The following is a 14,017-nucleotide window of genomic DNA, read 5'->3' on the forward strand; positions in this document are numbered from 1 at the left end:
CGTTCAAGGCTTGCCTCATGCAACGGGCCTATCGCGCAAGCCTCCTCGATCATGTCCGCTCCAATCAGCATCGCTTTGCATGGGGCATTCAGTCACTGAATTCGATTCTCGATGAGGATTCTTGACGAGTCTTGATCCGGGCGAGTTTGAAGCATTCAAATCAGTTCTTTTCTATCCAGTCGAAAAGCTGAATGAGATTGTCACGTAGTTCACAGCCTCTGTCAGTCAGTGAATATTCTACAACAAGCGGTCTCCTGTCTATTACCTTTCTCTGTATCAGATTCAAGACTTCAAGTTCTTTGAATCTCATGGAAAGGAGATTGGCTCTAGGTCTGCCTATGCTTTCCAGAATCTTGTTGAAACCCATGCCTTTTTCATTACCAAGGAGACCTATGATCAGAAGCGTATATTTCTTTCCCAGGACTCTCAGTATGGCCTCTGATGGAAAGATGCATATTGTTTTCTCCCCATGCCTGATCATACACGCCTTTTCACTGATTCCCTTCATATCGATGACATGTACTACCGATTATTATAAAATCATCATAAAAGGCTGCACGCCCGTATTTCCGCTTCAGTTCAAAACATTAAAGGTGGTGTAAATTTTGGGACTGCTGCATTTATAACGTCGCGAGACCTGATTATCACGGAATCATGCAATTTGAGTGTGTGATTGAATGAAATCTGTCACAGGCAGATCAATCGTTCCGGCAGCCGAATACACAAACGCCGCATCATCAGGGGCAAATGACGGCGAAAGGTACTGTATAGTCTGCGGGAACAAAGGAACAAAAGTCTTTGCGACTACCATGCGAAATCATGTGGACGTCAGATACTGGTCCCTCATCGATGATACGTACCGTTTTTCCACCACCCCTGGATGCAATGTGGTTTATTACAGCAATGCTGCAGGAATTTATTTTTTGACCGATGAGGTTAAGACTCCGTGTGCCCTCAAGGAAACGGATTCAGTGAAGCCGGTCTGTTATTGCATGGGCATAACAGAAGACAACATCAAAGCCGAAATACTGGGCAAGGCATGCTGTGATTCGCTAGAGGATATCGAAGCTTATACGCGGGCGGGAACAGGCAAGTGGTGCTTTGTGACCAATCCGAGCGGAAAATGCTGCAGAGATTACCTTCCATCGATAGTCGACAAATTCCTTAAGCAGGTTAAAGAACCGCGCGTCAGGTTGCTGCTCGCAGACGTGGCAAGCAGACTCTCGCGCGAAAGTGATGATTTTACTGACATCACGCTCAGCGTTCAAGGAATGACGTGCGAAAGTTGTGCTGTGCTAGTAAAAGAAGCTCTTAAGGGTGCAGGGGCAGATTCAGTCTTAGTATCATTGAGTGGAAAGACCGTCACCGCGAAGGTGCCGGAAGGTCTCAGTCCTGAAGAGGCGGCGAGGGCAGTTACTGATGCTGGTTTCGAAGCTGTGGTGACTGAAAAGAGTACATAATGCGTGAAACATGGTTGCCTTTTCGTTCACGCCCTGGCCGGGATTTGAACCCGAGTCCCAAGCTATCTGCCGAAAGCCGACAGGCTTGGATGATAGGCCACTACACTACCAGGGCTTCCATGGGCCAAAACGATTGTGCATATTTAACTTGCGCAGAGCGGACATGATGTTCAGCTGCCCGTCAGTATTCTGATTATGGCGTCCGCCGGTCTTCCATCGGTCTGCATCAGTGCCTGCCTAGCCTGCTCCACTGTGCATCCAGTCTGGCTAACAACGAGGTCGATGTCCTCCTGCTGTATAACTGGGCCTGAGTGGATGCTCTCTGAAGCGGTTGCGCCGCCAATTACCGGCTCTCCAGTGACTTGGTAAATTTGTTGTCCTGACACTTTTACCATGACGACCGTTGGTTTCGAAAATCTGTATTCTTTGGATTTCGTTCTGATGATCACTTCGCTGACATCGTCAATCTCTTCTGTCTGCATACCCATCTTTTTCATTGCCATCTTCATCTGGCGCGGGTCTATCTTTCCTAGTCCGGGTATCATGATATCACAGCAATCCTACGCACGCATCGGTACACAAAGCATGCATATATAATTGAGGCAGTCCGTGTCAGGCCACCTCCTACCTGTGTCATATCGCTGCAGTTTTAAAGTCCGGCATCTTCTGCCTCAGTAGTGAACTGCCGTGATGCTGACACCGGCGGGAAGCTGGAGCGCAATTTAAATGACCCCCACTCAAGGGAATATCCGGTGCATTGTAACGGATGTTGACGGAACCCTGACTTCCTACGACAGGCGAATCAGTGTCGGTGCGATAAACACACTGAGGCGCATTCAGGATGCCGGCATCACAATAATACTGGCGACCGGAAACGTCCTTCCCATCGCATACGGTCTTTTCAAAATGATAGGTCTTACAGGTGCGATAGTGGCAGAAAACGGGGGTGTTCTGTACCACAACCAGACAGTGGAGTATCTCAACAGCCCCCAGAAACCTCTCGAGGCTTTCAACTTTCTGAAGAGCAGGCTGGACGTTCACAGGCTATTCACAGATCAGTGGAGAATGACCGAAGTCGCTCTGGAGCCCTCGGCGGATACTGAGGCCGTCAGAAGATTGCTCAGCGGGCACGATGTCAACGTGGAGTCGAGCGGCTTCGCAATACACATTCAGAGCAGAAATTTCACAAAATTCAAAGCCGTTTCGAGAGTATGCCACACCATGGGTATTGCGCTCGAGCATGTTGCGGCGTTCGGTGACGGTGAGAATGATATCGAGATGCTGAAGAACTGCGGCATTGGTATAGCTGTTGCTAATGCACCCGAGCACGTAAAGAAAGTGGCATCGCATGTCACGAAATCGAGCCATGGAGATGGCTTCGTTGAAGGCATCGAATGGCTTGCCATTCTGCGATGAAGTCGAGTGTGCTTTCAGACTTCTTACAACGTTCTGCCACTGTAACAGCCCGAACAAACCGGCCTGTCAACCGCAAAATGTCTATCGCACGTTGCCAATCCGCAAATGGAGCACGTTCTGCGGCTAAGGCCGCCGCATATGTGGCACAATCCTGAAACGCTCATGCAGTTTGTCAGGGCGACATGCTATTTCAGGAGTTCGAATCATAGGAGTTTTTTTGCCGTTTCTTCATCCATTGATATCGACTTCAGCGCATACTTTAACGCTTTTTTCTGGATCATCTCGCGAGTCTTGTCGTCCAGAAACCTTTCCATGAATATGGGGGCTTTTCGTGCATATTCTGCTGCAAATTCAGAATAGAACTGTGCCGATGATTCAGGCTCAAGCTCCGCAGCCCTGTTGTAGGCCGCTTCAGCATCGTTGAAGCGGCCATTCTCCGCACAGAAAAAACCAAGAGAACTCTGATAATATGCGTTCGCGGGATCATACTCTATGGCTTTTTTGTAGAGTGCGAGTATCTCGTCAATCGTAACCTGTGAAAGCGCCAGGGATGCCTCTGCACGCCAGAAGTACGCTTCGGCATTTTTTGGATCGCTCTTCAGTACTTTGGCAAATTTTTTGACTGCATCTTCGGGTCTCCCCTCATTTAGCAGCTGTATTCCATCTTCAAGATCCTTTCTGCTGTCTTCACCGGGCATTTTTCATCACTGTGTGTCGCTCGCGCAATTTGGCACAGTACGCCTGTACCTGTCGATGATAAATCAGCTTTCCTCTTAAAGGTTGCCTGAAAATTTATGGTACGAGTATCTTTTCGTCCATCTGTCGTGTTCTTTCTCCCTGCCATTTCGTTTTTTTTTTGAGATAGCTTCAGTTCTTGAAGTGATTTGAATTCTGCGGGCGAAGGAATATGTTATCTTATGGCAACACGTTTCACACCTGTCGGATTATATCATGGCGGACAAGGGACGGACAGTTCAGCTCGGAGCAGATGAGGCAGGTCGGGGCCCCGTTATGGGACCGATGGTTTTGTGTGCGCTCGCAGGCGAACCTGAAGAACTTGCGGCAATAGGGGTGAGAGATTCCAAGAAGCTATCGCCTTCAAGACGGAATGAGCTGTTTGAGCAGCTGCACTACGTTTCAAAATGGGAAATCCATGTAGTCTGGCCACAGGAGATTGACAATGCGGTTAATATGTCGGCGTTAAACATGCTTGAGCTGACGCACTTTGCCCAGTTGCTCAGTCTGTTTGACTGTCCTGGGGCTTATGTCGACGCTCCTGATGTCGACGAACGCCGTTTCTCTCTAGAAGTGTCAAAACTTTGTGGCAAGTTGGTTGTTGCCGAGCATAGGGCGGACGAACGATATCCTTCGGTCTCGGCCGCATCCATCATCGCAAAGGTGACGAGAGACAGGCTTATTGATGGATTGAAGACGGAACTCGGTTCGGATTTTGGAAGCGGATATGCCTCCGACAGGAAGACCGTACTGTTTATAGAAGAGTATGTGGCCAGGTGCGGCGTTCTCCCGCCTTATTGCAGGCATTCGTGGGAAACTTCGAGGCGAATACTGGCAAACAGTAAGATTAAAAACCTCGAATATTTCAGGTAAGTCAATGATAGAGGACCTGATCAACGGAGCGATAAGCAAGTTCAATTCAAGGGTGGAGAAGGACCCTGTTCTGCAAAAAGAGCTGGAGGGAATGACAAGAACGGTTCAGGTTGAGCTGAAGGACGGTAAGAGCTTCTGTTTTAGCCTCCAGAAAAACAGGATGGGCGATCTTCACGAAGGAAGGCTTGAAAATCCTGATATTAAGATAGTTTCTGACGAGGCTACGCTGTCCGGACTTCTGACTGGAACCATCAGACCCATGAAGGCATGGGCTACAAAGAAAGTTCAGTTCAAGGCATCTCTTGAAGATCTGATGAGAATACGCAAATTCTTCTGATCCACGATTCCTTTTGCAAATTGCCCGCGTTATTTTGCGGCCGACTTACCAGGCATATCAAGAATGAAAGCTTTATTATGGGGGCACCAATCAGTCTAACACAAAACAAAGCGGGGTGGGGTAGCCAGGACATCCCGTCGGGCTCATAATACTCATGGGAAACCCGAAGAACGATCGTTCAAATCGATCCCCCGCTACTGAAAACCGCTCTCCGCTGTTGAGTCTGGCAATTGTTTTATAAGCAGTAATGTTTCTGCCGGGCTGAATGGAAAAGGTCAACCTCTGCAAAAAATGCATCAACTGGGACCATCGCCCCGAAGGGAACCCCGGTGAACGAATGGGTTACTGCCTTTCACGTAAGAGACTGGTCGGACCGCATTATGAATGTGAATTCTATCAGCTGAAAACACCCGAAAGGATGGCCATCATGAACAGAAAACTGTACGGATCCATCGACGAGTCCGGCGCAGAAGAAATGGAATTCTGAGCGATCTGCCTTTCTTTGGATGTGAATATATTTTATCGGTGAAGCCGTTTTAGCCTCGCCGGATGAAAGTCAGGCACAGGACAAAAGAAAACGCATTACCCGAGGACGTGTACCGTTGGAAGGTGGTTCTGTCTGAAGAAAATTGTCAGGAACACGGTTATTGTCTGTCTTGTGGCAGGACTCGTTGCACTCAACGTTTTTACGGGCTTTTACAACAACACGAAGCCTGCCAACTCCTATCCGGGTTATCCTTCTATCATGTTTGCCTATAATGCCGGAAACATAACAGTTTTCATCCACGGCGCTCTTGGCCCTTATTTTTACAACAATATCACCGTTACTGGCAGTTACAGTTACGCGGGGAATCATTCTCTGAGACTGGTTAAGTATGCAAATAACACATATTACCTCGGGCTTCAGGTGCGTGCATCAATTATGTCAATAAATGCGACGGCAATAGACAGCTCACAGAGCACGGAGTACTATTACAACGCGAGTATAACCGTCAATCCTTCCGCTACGGTAAGCGTCGAGAAGCAGGTTGCCGGAAGCAGACACATTCATGTTCTGGTCCTCGGCAATACTCCATATGTTGGTGCAATGGAGGGCATTAAAATTGCCTAAATTGTCAATTTCCGGTGTTATATGGTCTGCAGTCATTGCGATTCTTGTGCTGTTCGAGATACTTCAGTTCTCCGGTATAATACGATTATCATCGATTGCTGCAAATTTCTACATATTCATGTTTTCTCTTGTAACGATCTCCATACTGGCTGTCATAGGTGCAATTTTTCTTGGAATAACAATAGCGCACAGACTTCTGGAATCAAAGGGGTTCACCCCGTTTGAGGTGGAGATGCTTGCAATGAAGGAGCAGATTTCAGAAATGCGCAAAGCCATCGATGAACTCCTGCGTAAGTAGCACGCACAAGTGTTAAACGAGGCGCTCCGGGCAGATGTTCCTTCTGGAGCAGTTGAGGCATTTACCCGGTCTGTTGTGATTCCTGTGTGCGTTTCCCGCATCTTCTGCACTCTTCATCTCTGATACTTTTGTCATCAGAAGTTTTTCCACCTCGTCGTCGTAATCCACGGCAAATCTCTTTGTACCGTAATATATGAAACCGAAATCCGGCCTCTTACCGTAGTTGTCCTCAACGAGTTTGCAATAGGCTGAAATCTGTATCACGTGGGAGAACAGAGGCCCGGATGGTACTCTCCCTGACTTGAATTCCACAGGCATCAGCATACCGTCACTCTCTACTATGAAATCCGGTCGACCAGAGATGCTTCGGTTCTCTGAAACAAGCACAGGATGGCTGTCGTCGCCTATGTATACGATCTTCCCGCTGATGTTCATACTTCTTTCGAGTCGTAATGCCTTCTCTTCCACCCTCAAATCAAGGTAGAGAAAGCTACTTGCGCCAATGAGCCAGATGAGTGATGCTGTCTCCAGTATCTCTGCCAGAAGTGTGTTGACCTGAAGTATGGTCACAGACATTATGGACAGGACCATAGACAGCGTAGCCAGGAAGAGGATAAGCCGTTCCGTCAGCCTCTTCCTGCTGTAGACCTCCGTCCTGGTCAGATAAAGTATTGACAGCGAGAGCAGTAGCCACACCACCGCCACAAGCAGCAGTATTCTTGAGATCATGAGCTTCTGGTCAAAGTTCACGAGTGAAATGCCTATCGCGGCGAGGGCCGTCGCAATCACGGCGTAATACATGATCATCCTGCTGTAGAGGACACTTTCTGCCTGTTTTCCAGACAGGTTGGACAGATCAGCACTCAGCTTTTCGTGTGCCAGAGTGCCTGCGCTGGTATTCTCTCCCTGTGTAGTGTTATCGCTCCTGCTGAGCCACCAGCTCATGGGGCAGTAACAGAACTTTTCCACCTCGCCCGCGGAGAAAGATCTATCTGCCATTGAGACCGATTGCTTCATGGAAGGATAAAAACGATTGCATGTGCTTTTCAATTCGCAAACTTTTTACTTGCGCTTAGTGCCTTTTCGAGCTCGCCGAGTATGCTTTCGTCTCCGATGAGAATGGAATCTTCGCTCTTCATGTCATCTATGTAGCCAAACCAGTAGAGAACAAGCCCTTTTCCAAAAAGCGTCACATATTGGTGGAACTGTCTCCTGTTGTTCTTTCTCAGCTCGATATCATCGCCGAACGACGCCTTCGAATCTATCCATTTGATTTCATAACCGTTGTAATCCAGCGGCTCATCAAGGAGGAAATCCGGAGTCTTCGGAAACTTTCCGCGCAAATCCGCTTCAGTCCTGTATTTTATGCCCTGTTCGTCCAGCCATTTGGCAAGCTTCTCCTCTCCCTTTATTCCACGCTGTTTCTGAACTTCGGCACCTTCCGGAGAATAAAGTATGTCGCTCTTCCTTATGGCAATCATTTCAGATTTCAGCCTCTTGTCCGTTATTGTTTCTGGCTCCCTGACCATCTTCCAGAAACGCTTTCGGCCCACGTTGTCCTGCGACATCAGTATGAGTCCGAGTAATATTGGCGGAAAATTGAGCCTCCTTGCTATTTTGACCATCGGCTCGCCGTTCTTCCATCTTCTCAGGAGAGATGGTGCCATTTCTACGATCTGGTAATAATCGCGCGTCGCGAATCTCACAGTGCGCTGGGTGTAAATTACCAGCATTAGCTCTTCATCAAGCTTTGTCTTTTCGGCCATCTTGGCTATGTCCTCAGGCCTGCGGAGAGAATAGTATATGTCGGAATACAAGTCCCTGTTCATCATCGTACGTTCCTTTTAAGCTGAAATCCGCCCCTCGTCAGGATTGGATGGGCCGATTCCCACCCATACTGGGGAACTAGATAATAATAAATATCGATTGCTCAATCGCTCACATGTCGGCTGAAGGCTCACCGACAAAGGCAGGATTAAGTTGACTCAGTTGAATTTTTTCACGTCAGAAGAGGTGCCACCATGGCTGCCTCCACCGGCCAGAGAAGCGCGCAGCTATGCTTTCTGGGCACAGATCGTTGCACTCATTGAAATTCCCATTTCTGTGGTCCTTTCTATTGTTTCATTTTATTATTACTTCAAGTTCTCAGCTCCGGGATATGTGATAGTGAATCCCAATGCGGCCGCATATTCCACGTCATATCTGTGGCTCTCGGTCTACTTCCTTGCAGTAATCTTCGTTTCAATACTGGAAATTAGTTTCATAAAGGCGCATGTGAGTTCGCTTATTGACACTGGCAAGTTCGTCCCTGCTGAGGAGCGGGCAATCATCTGGGGTATTGTGTCCATTCTCTTCGGCTTCCTGCCGGGAATTTTCCTAATTGCCTGCGCGTATCGTCTACGTGCGATGAACAGTGAAATGCCACAGAGCGCCATGCAGAGTGTTGGCTCGCAAACTGATGTCCATACAACGGCGAAGCAAGAAGTACCTCAGCAATGGCATCCGCAGAAACAGGAACAGCAGACCAGGCCGCAGCAGTACAACGTGCCCGCGGCAACAACAACCCCAAGGCATCACACTGACATGGTAAAGTGCAAGAAGTGCGGTGCTTCTTATCCTGCGTTCATGCACGCCTGTCCGAATTGCAACGAGCCGAAGAGTTGAGTCTGCCAATGTTGTTTCCTCCAGCATTATCCTCCACGGAACATGTCAGGTTGCAGCCTTACCTGGACGCAGCGTGGCAACGATTCACTGCAAAAGATAATTGTTGACCTTTTGCTATCCACCGACGTCAGGGTGTGAATACAGTGAAATTTGCAAACATATCATTTGTCGGGCATTCGAGTGAGAAAATGGCCTCCTTCGCCCAGAAACTTGCGAAAAAGGGCACGGAAAGCGACATAGCGATATTCGACAAGAGAGAGGGCGATATTGCAATGAGCATCGCCGTACCCAAAACTTATCCTGAGCGTATGCAGCCGCTTCTCCAATCCCTCAGGCTCTCGGACGCATCTGTTCTGTTTGCAGATGCGGTAGACGGCACGCTGGGAGAACTAATAGTTTCGCTCAGCACTTTTGGCCTTCCCGGTGTTGTAGTTGCAGACAGTGCAATCTCCGAAAAGGTCTTTTCTATTGCGAAAACAAGACTCCCTGGCTGGACTATGCTGGAGTACGACGACGATTGCGAACGAAAACTCCGGGAATTCATCATGAACCTTGAAGTCAAGAGGGAGCAGGATGGAGAATTCTGGAGGGTTGACGTGGACCATTCCTTCGAGGTCAAGGGCATCGGCACCGTCGCACTGGGAATAGTCAGAAGTGGCACCGTGAAGGTGCATGACAGGGTATTTGGCCAGCCAGGAGGATCTGAAGGCTCAGTGCGTTCGATTCAGATATTCGATGTTGACCACGGTGAGGCGGCGGCTGGAAGCAGGGTTGGCCTTGCCCTTAAAGGGATGATGCCGGTGCAGGTTCCGCGGGGGACCGTTCTGACGAACAACGCCCGTTTCCAGTCGGCGAAATCCGGCAGTTTGAGTTTCAACCGTGAAGGCTTTTATAAAGAGCCGCTGGAAGGTGGAAAGATTATCCATATCAATGCAGGTCTGCAGTGCGTACAGTCCAGGATCATTGATGCCGGGGAGCGGATAGACATTGAATTTGATCAGGAAGTGGCATTCGGCGAGGAGATTGCAATTCTTTTCAATGCAAGGCCACCCGGCCAGCTCAGAATCGCCGGTAGCGGAGCTATTTCGCGGCTCATAGCCTGAAAGATTTAACTATGGGTTCCGTCTGGAGAGTTAAGATGAGCTTCCTTTCCTCTCTCTTCAACATCAGCCTGGGCCTCCTGCTCTCACTTGGATATGCCGGCATATTCTATCTATTGACGCTGGACAGCATGATGGTGCCGGCCGCGAGTGAGGCAATCCTGACGCTGGCCGGCGTATTGTGCTTCGAGGGAAGATTCAACCTTCTTGCCGTCATACTGATTGCGACGATAGCCTCATTGCTCGGTTCAACTGTCTCCTGGGCGATTGGAAAATATGGAGGAAGGCGCTTTCTTGAGAAACACGGGAAGTACCTGTTTATCAGGAAAAAGGAGTTGGATCGCGGAGACGCATTCTTTCGCGATCACGGGGAGTCGGCTGTCTTCTTCGGTCGCATCATTCCGCTTGTAAGGACATACATATCGCTCCCGGCAGGCATAGCGGCGATGGGATACAGGCGGTTCATCATATTCACACTTGGCGGCACACTCATCTTTGTTACAATGCTTACGCTTCTCGGATATGAGCTCGGAAGCAATATCTCTTTGCTCAATGCAGCGCTGAATTACTTCAACGGCGCTGCTATTGTGATAGCATTGCTATTTGTTGCGGGAATTATTTACTCCGTTATGAGGGCAAGAAGACGCGCAACGTGAGGCGCAGCTGTCGCCTGCGGCGCAAGTTTATAAGTGGTGCGATGATTGACATGCCGCATGACCGATGACGTGGCAGATTTCAAAACGGCCGTTTCACGGTTTCCTACAGGCGTGACTGTGATAGCCACGAGTGACGGCACAAATCTTGCTGGCATGACGGCAAATGCGATATTTTCGCTTTCTCTGAGTCCGCCATCAGTTGTCGTTTCTCTTCAGAACGACGCCGAAACGACGAGACTCATAGGCATAACGAGGAAGGGTGCGGTTTCTTTTCTTTCCGCCGATCAGCGCCATGTTTCGGAGACTTTTTCCCGGCGCAACAGTCAGGCGGAAAAGTTCCGGACAGTTCCGTGGCTGAAAGGTAACAACGGTCAGCCAATCATAGAAGGGTGCATTTCCGCGCTGGAGATATCTGTGCAGAACATCATCCCCGCCGCAGACCACCAGCTCGTGATTGCCAACGTTACGCGGGTCGTCAATTCCGGCGGACGTCTCCCGCTGATATATTATGCCAGCAGTTATGCGACTATGGAGCCAGACGGCAAACTTGTTTTGCCGCAAGGACGGCGCAATTATTGACTATTCATCGTAGTAGAAGTTGCCAGTGCTCTTCTGCTCCCGGTCGAGTCTTGAGTCGAGCTTGTTTATCCTGGGTCTCGCCGTGCTGCCGTCCCTTCTGAATGTTATATTTATAGATTTCAGGAATGTATTCATTCCGTTTTTCATGCTCATCGGAGTCGAACCGTGACCGGAAAGTCCGGATTCTCCGGAAAATATCATCAACCGGTCAGCCACAAGATCCATGAAGTAAATGTCATGCTCCACAACAATAGCAGACTTCTTGCTGTTCTCAATCACACGTCGTATTACTCTCGACGTGTTCATTCTCTGCGCGGAATCCAGGTAAGCCGACGGCTCGTCAATCAGATAGATGTCTGCGTCTCTTAGAAGACAGAGCGAAACAGCCACTCTCTGAAGTTCACCTCCGGACAGACTGTCCACGTTCTTGTCCATGAGGTGTCTCAGTTCCATCGGCTCGACCACTTGCGAAACGTAGAACTGCTGTGTAAATCTCTCTGCCGCAGTCGATGACAGAAGTTCCTCTACGGTTGCCCCGCTCCCTGCGCTTATGTACTGTGGCTTGTAACTCACAGTCATTTTACCGTCAACAATGCCGTCGTCCGGTTTTTCAACTCCCGCAAGCATCTTGATGAAGGTGGTCTTTCCTGTGGCGTTGGGACCCAGCACGCCTATCACCTCACCCTTGCCTATCTCACCTGCTTCAACACACAGAGAAAAGCCTGGATATCGCTTTTCCAGCGACGTGTACGAAAGTATTGGTGCATAAGCGCCTTCCCTATCTGATGACCTCTTCTGGAAATCTATTGCGTAATCTCTGAATCTTATGTTGTCCTCCCTGATCCTGCCATCAAGATAGGCGTTTATTGCAGTCCTTGCGCCCATTTCGTTGGATACGACGCCGTATGCACCATAGACGCCGTAGAAAATGTATACATTGTCGGAAATGAAGTCAAAAATGGCAAGATCGTGTTCCACAACGACTATTCTCTTCCCCTTTGCCTCTCTCCTTATCAGGGAAGCGAGTTTCAGTCTTTCATTTATATCCAGATAAGAAGAGGGTTCATCGATAAGGTACACATCCGCATCTTTGCAGAAGGTTGCGGCTACTGCGACCTTCTGAAGCTCTCCGCCTGAAAGATGCGATATTTTTCTCTCCATGGCATTCTTGAGTCCCAGTTCCTCAACAAGATCCCGGAGTATATCGCGTTCATCAACCTTGCCGAGTAGCTCGCTGACTACGCCGTTAAATGTTTTCGGTATGCTGTCCACATACTGCGGCTTTGTCGCTGTCCTGATTTTCCCGCTGTACAGCTTTTCAAAATATTCTTTCATCCCTGTTCCGCGAAAGAATTCTATAACTGCGTCTTTGTCTGCCTGAGCCTCAAAATTGCCGAGGTTGGGTATGATATTGCCCGAAAGGACTGAAATTGCCGTGGACTTGCCTATCCCGTTTGAACCGAGTATGCCTACAACCGCATCTGTTCTGGGAGTGGGAAGACCGTAGAGCCTGAAAGAGTTGATCCCGTATCTGTGTATTGTGTCTTCGCTCATTTCGTCCGGCAGTCCCTCAATTCGAAGAGCATCAAAAGGGCACTTGTTCACGCATATCCCGCATCCGATACAGAGATCCTCGAAGACAACGGGTTTTCCTTCTTCTCCCATCTTGATACAGTCTGTTCCAGCACGGACAACCGGGCAGAAAAAAATACACTCCTGATTGCACTTCTTCGACTGGCATCTGTCTTCGAGCAGTACTGCGACTCTCATCTTACACCACTCTGAAGGAAATCAGCATTGCACTTTAACCTGTCCCTACGGGGCACCGCTGCCAAGCTTCTCGACGTATCCAAGCCTCCGTGCCTTCCTCATGGCTGAGAAGAAGGAGACGATGCCAACGAGGCCCACGCTGAAGACCACGAGAAAGAATCCAATCCCCAGATTATCGAGATTATGCACGTTTATGCCAGTATTCAACCCAATGTTCAGTATGTTGGGCATTGCTATCACCAACAGACCGGAGATGGCAAATGCCAGCCCGCCATAGAGAAGCACGCTTGTTGTTATGTTGCCGGTCACAAAATCGATTCCCTCCTTAGTGAGTTTCCCGACTCGTCTCAGGGTTCCGGCGAAGAAGGCGCCGAACAGCAACTGCATGGTCATCGTTCCAAGACCAAATAGCAGACCCGGTACAAAACCGAGCCAGGGGCTTGGCATCGAAGGTGAAAAAACCGTATAGAGTATGAGTGCAAAGGCACCGAATCCGAAGCCGGCTATCAGACCGTGTACCAGTGCCAGCCTGGATGGTATGGGCTGGGTCGCAAAGGCGCCGTCGCGGCTCTCGATCGGGTTGGCAGTATGTCCGAATTCGCTGTCCTGCTCCGAGCTGTGTTTACTGTGTAATCCGAACAGGTGTTCCATGAGTCTTTCCAGGACATGTATGTGAAAGTAGTGTCTCTTCCGTGCAAAGTAGACTCCTGCAGCAGCCATTGCAGCCCCTACCGCAATGTATGTGATTCCGAACGACAGTGCAGTCATGAATATCCCTGCGAGAGCGAAATATGCAACCTCGGAGAGTATGGCCCTTTGTATGGTGAAACCCGCGGAAAATATCAGTCCGGCTTTAGCGCCCTGTCTGGATCCTCCACTGCTTACGGAATATGAGAACGTTATAGGCCACGTGTGTTCATCCGGGGTTATTCCGTGAACAACTCCAAGCAGGTAAGAGAGCATCAGTACTGTCGTAAAACCCGTGTCTGTCGGATTCCAGAGATTCACGCTGATCAAG

18 protein-coding genes and 2 tRNA genes are annotated in these 14,017 nt (G+C 49.2%); 12 read left to right on the forward strand and 8 right to left on the reverse strand.

Features of this window, described 5'->3' with window-relative positions; all coding sequences use genetic code 11:
* Window positions 1–160: 160 nt before the first annotated feature.
* On the reverse strand, window positions 161–508 hold the full coding sequence (locus KIS30_05460) for a helix-turn-helix transcriptional regulator (protein MBX8646189.1): 348 nt from the start codon (window positions 506–508) through the stop codon (window positions 161–163).
* 169 nt (window positions 509–677) lie between these two features.
* Here KIS30_05460 and KIS30_05465 point away from each other — a divergent pair, with 169 nt between their 5' ends.
* The gene (locus KIS30_05465; protein MBX8646190.1) at window positions 678–1,460 is read left to right on the forward strand and encodes a (2Fe-2S)-binding protein; all 783 of its coding nucleotides are present in this window, start codon (window positions 678–680) and stop codon (window positions 1,458–1,460) included.
* A 29-nt stretch (window positions 1,461–1,489) separates the two neighbouring features.
* Here the strand turns inward: KIS30_05465 and KIS30_05470 are convergent.
* Together KIS30_05470 and KIS30_05475 are read right to left on the reverse strand one after the other, a co-directional pair.
* Window positions 1,490–1,575 (reverse strand) — tRNA-Asp (locus KIS30_05470).
* Between the two features lie 55 nt (window positions 1,576–1,630).
* Window positions 1,631–2,005 carry a Nascent polypeptide-associated complex protein gene (locus KIS30_05475; GenBank protein MBX8646191.1) on the reverse strand — a complete coding sequence of 125 codons (375 nt, stop codon included), beginning with the start codon at window positions 2,003–2,005 and terminating at the stop codon, window positions 1,631–1,633.
* Between the two features lie 181 nt (window positions 2,006–2,186).
* Here KIS30_05475 and KIS30_05480 point away from each other — a divergent pair, with 181 nt between their 5' ends.
* Window positions 2,187–2,876, forward strand: coding sequence for a phosphoglycolate phosphatase (locus KIS30_05480; GenBank protein ID MBX8646192.1), 690 nt, complete (start codon window positions 2,187–2,189; stop codon window positions 2,874–2,876).
* A gap of 203 nt (window positions 2,877–3,079) precedes the next feature.
* On the opposite strand, the gene KIS30_05485 is transcribed toward KIS30_05480, so the two are convergent.
* Window positions 3,080–3,574 (reverse strand): tetratricopeptide repeat protein, encoded by a 495-nt coding sequence (locus KIS30_05485; protein ID MBX8646193.1) that lies wholly within the window; start codon window positions 3,572–3,574, stop codon window positions 3,080–3,082.
* Window positions 3,575–3,827: 253 nt separating this feature from the next.
* Between KIS30_05485 and rnhB the strand changes: the two genes are divergently transcribed.
* The 6 genes from rnhB to KIS30_05515 all read left to right on the forward strand — a co-directional run bounded on the left by rnhB (window position 3,828) and on the right by KIS30_05515 (window position 6,230).
* Complete coding sequence (rnhB, locus tag KIS30_05490) at window positions 3,828–4,484, forward strand: ribonuclease HII (protein MBX8646194.1); 657 nt, start codon at window positions 3,828–3,830, stop codon at window positions 4,482–4,484.
* Window positions 4,485–4,488: 4 nt separating this feature from the next.
* The gene (locus KIS30_05495) at window positions 4,489–4,821 is read left to right on the forward strand and encodes an SCP2 sterol-binding domain-containing protein (GenBank protein MBX8646195.1); all 333 of its coding nucleotides are present in this window, start codon (window positions 4,489–4,491) and stop codon (window positions 4,819–4,821) included.
* A 109-nt stretch (window positions 4,822–4,930) separates the two neighbouring features.
* Window positions 4,931–5,018, forward strand: a tRNA-Met gene (locus tag KIS30_05500).
* Between the two features lie 68 nt (window positions 5,019–5,086).
* Complete coding sequence (locus KIS30_05505) at window positions 5,087–5,308, forward strand: hypothetical protein (GenBank protein MBX8646196.1); 222 nt, start codon at window positions 5,087–5,089, stop codon at window positions 5,306–5,308.
* A gap of 171 nt (window positions 5,309–5,479) precedes the next feature.
* Window positions 5,480–5,932, forward strand: coding sequence for a hypothetical protein (locus KIS30_05510; protein ID MBX8646197.1), 453 nt, complete (start codon window positions 5,480–5,482; stop codon window positions 5,930–5,932).
* Complete coding sequence (locus tag KIS30_05515) at window positions 5,925–6,230, forward strand: hypothetical protein (protein ID MBX8646198.1); 306 nt, start codon at window positions 5,925–5,927, stop codon at window positions 6,228–6,230. Before KIS30_05510 ends, KIS30_05515 begins: the two co-directional genes overlap by 8 nt.
* Before the next feature lie 12 nt (window positions 6,231–6,242).
* Here KIS30_05515 and KIS30_05520 read toward each other — a convergent pair whose 3' ends face one another.
* Window positions 6,243–7,229 carry a PD-(D/E)XK nuclease family protein gene (locus KIS30_05520; protein MBX8646199.1) on the reverse strand — a complete coding sequence of 329 codons (987 nt, stop codon included), beginning with the start codon at window positions 7,227–7,229 and terminating at the stop codon, window positions 6,243–6,245.
* A gap of 47 nt (window positions 7,230–7,276) precedes the next feature.
* Complete coding sequence (locus KIS30_05525; GenBank protein ID MBX8646200.1) at window positions 7,277–8,062, reverse strand: TPD domain-containing protein; 786 nt, start codon at window positions 8,060–8,062, stop codon at window positions 7,277–7,279.
* 148 nt (window positions 8,063–8,210) lie between these two features.
* Here KIS30_05525 and KIS30_05530 point away from each other — a divergent pair, with 148 nt between their 5' ends.
* The 4 genes from KIS30_05530 (at window position 8,211) to KIS30_05545 (ending at window position 11,229) form a co-directional block, all read left to right on the forward strand.
* A complete protein-coding gene (locus KIS30_05530; protein ID MBX8646201.1) occupies window positions 8,211–8,894 on the forward strand; it encodes a hypothetical protein in 684 nt (227 codons plus the stop codon).
* Between the two features lie 143 nt (window positions 8,895–9,037).
* A complete protein-coding gene (locus KIS30_05535) occupies window positions 9,038–9,997 on the forward strand; it encodes a hypothetical protein (protein ID MBX8646202.1) in 960 nt (319 codons plus the stop codon).
* Between the two features lie 11 nt (window positions 9,998–10,008).
* Entirely contained in the window at window positions 10,009–10,650 is a 642-nt protein-coding gene (locus KIS30_05540; GenBank protein ID MBX8646203.1) for a DedA family protein, read from the forward strand.
* Window positions 10,651–10,707: 57 nt separating this feature from the next.
* Window positions 10,708–11,229, forward strand: coding sequence for a flavin reductase family protein (locus KIS30_05545; protein MBX8646204.1), 522 nt, complete (start codon window positions 10,708–10,710; stop codon window positions 11,227–11,229).
* Here the strand turns inward: KIS30_05545 and KIS30_05550 are convergent, their stop codons facing one another.
* Both KIS30_05550 and KIS30_05555 read right to left on the reverse strand, forming a co-directional pair.
* Window positions 11,230–12,999, reverse strand: coding sequence for a ribosome biogenesis/translation initiation ATPase RLI (locus KIS30_05550; GenBank protein ID MBX8646205.1), 1,770 nt, complete (start codon window positions 12,997–12,999; stop codon window positions 11,230–11,232). It lies immediately after the preceding gene.
* Between the two features lie 45 nt (window positions 13,000–13,044).
* Entirely contained in the window at window positions 13,045–14,013 is a 969-nt protein-coding gene (locus KIS30_05555; GenBank protein MBX8646206.1) for a hypothetical protein, read from the reverse strand.
* Window positions 14,014–14,017 lie beyond the last annotated feature (4 nt).

Source organism: Candidatus Sysuiplasma acidicola (genome assembly GCA_019721035.1).
GTDB classification, from domain to species: Archaea; Thermoplasmatota; Thermoplasmata; order Sysuiplasmatales; family Sysuiplasmataceae; genus Sysuiplasma; species Sysuiplasma acidicola.

Bases quoted from the DNA above. Each gene is read 5' to 3' on its own strand.
- KIS30_05460 (MBX8646189.1), bottom strand. From the start codon at position 508: ATGAAGGGAATCAGTGAAAAGGCGTGTATGATCAGGCATGGGGAGAAA.
- KIS30_05465 (MBX8646190.1), top strand. From the start codon at position 678: ATGAAATCTGTCACAGGCAGATCAATCGTTCCGGCAGCCGAATACACA.
- KIS30_05475 (MBX8646191.1), bottom strand. From the start codon at position 2,005: ATGATACCCGGACTAGGAAAGATAGACCCGCGCCAGATGAAGATGGCA.
- KIS30_05480 (MBX8646192.1), top strand. From the start codon at position 2,187: ATGACCCCCACTCAAGGGAATATCCGGTGCATTGTAACGGATGTTGAC.
- KIS30_05485 (MBX8646193.1), bottom strand. From the start codon at position 3,574: ATGCCCGGTGAAGACAGCAGAAAGGATCTTGAAGATGGAATACAGCTG.
- rnhB (MBX8646194.1), top strand. From the start codon at position 3,828: ATGGCGGACAAGGGACGGACAGTTCAGCTCGGAGCAGATGAGGCAGGT.
- KIS30_05495 (MBX8646195.1), top strand. From the start codon at position 4,489: ATGATAGAGGACCTGATCAACGGAGCGATAAGCAAGTTCAATTCAAGG.
- KIS30_05505 (MBX8646196.1), top strand. From the start codon at position 5,087: ATGGAAAAGGTCAACCTCTGCAAAAAATGCATCAACTGGGACCATCGC.
- KIS30_05520 (MBX8646199.1), bottom strand. From the start codon at position 7,229: ATGGCAGATAGATCTTTCTCCGCGGGCGAGGTGGAAAAGTTCTGTTAC.
- KIS30_05525 (MBX8646200.1), bottom strand. From the start codon at position 8,062: ATGATGAACAGGGACTTGTATTCCGACATATACTATTCTCTCCGCAGG.
- KIS30_05540 (MBX8646203.1), top strand. From the start codon at position 10,009: ATGGGTTCCGTCTGGAGAGTTAAGATGAGCTTCCTTTCCTCTCTCTTC.
- KIS30_05545 (MBX8646204.1), top strand. From the start codon at position 10,708: ATGACCGATGACGTGGCAGATTTCAAAACGGCCGTTTCACGGTTTCCT.
- KIS30_05550 (MBX8646205.1), bottom strand. From the start codon at position 12,999: ATGAGAGTCGCAGTACTGCTCGAAGACAGATGCCAGTCGAAGAAGTGC.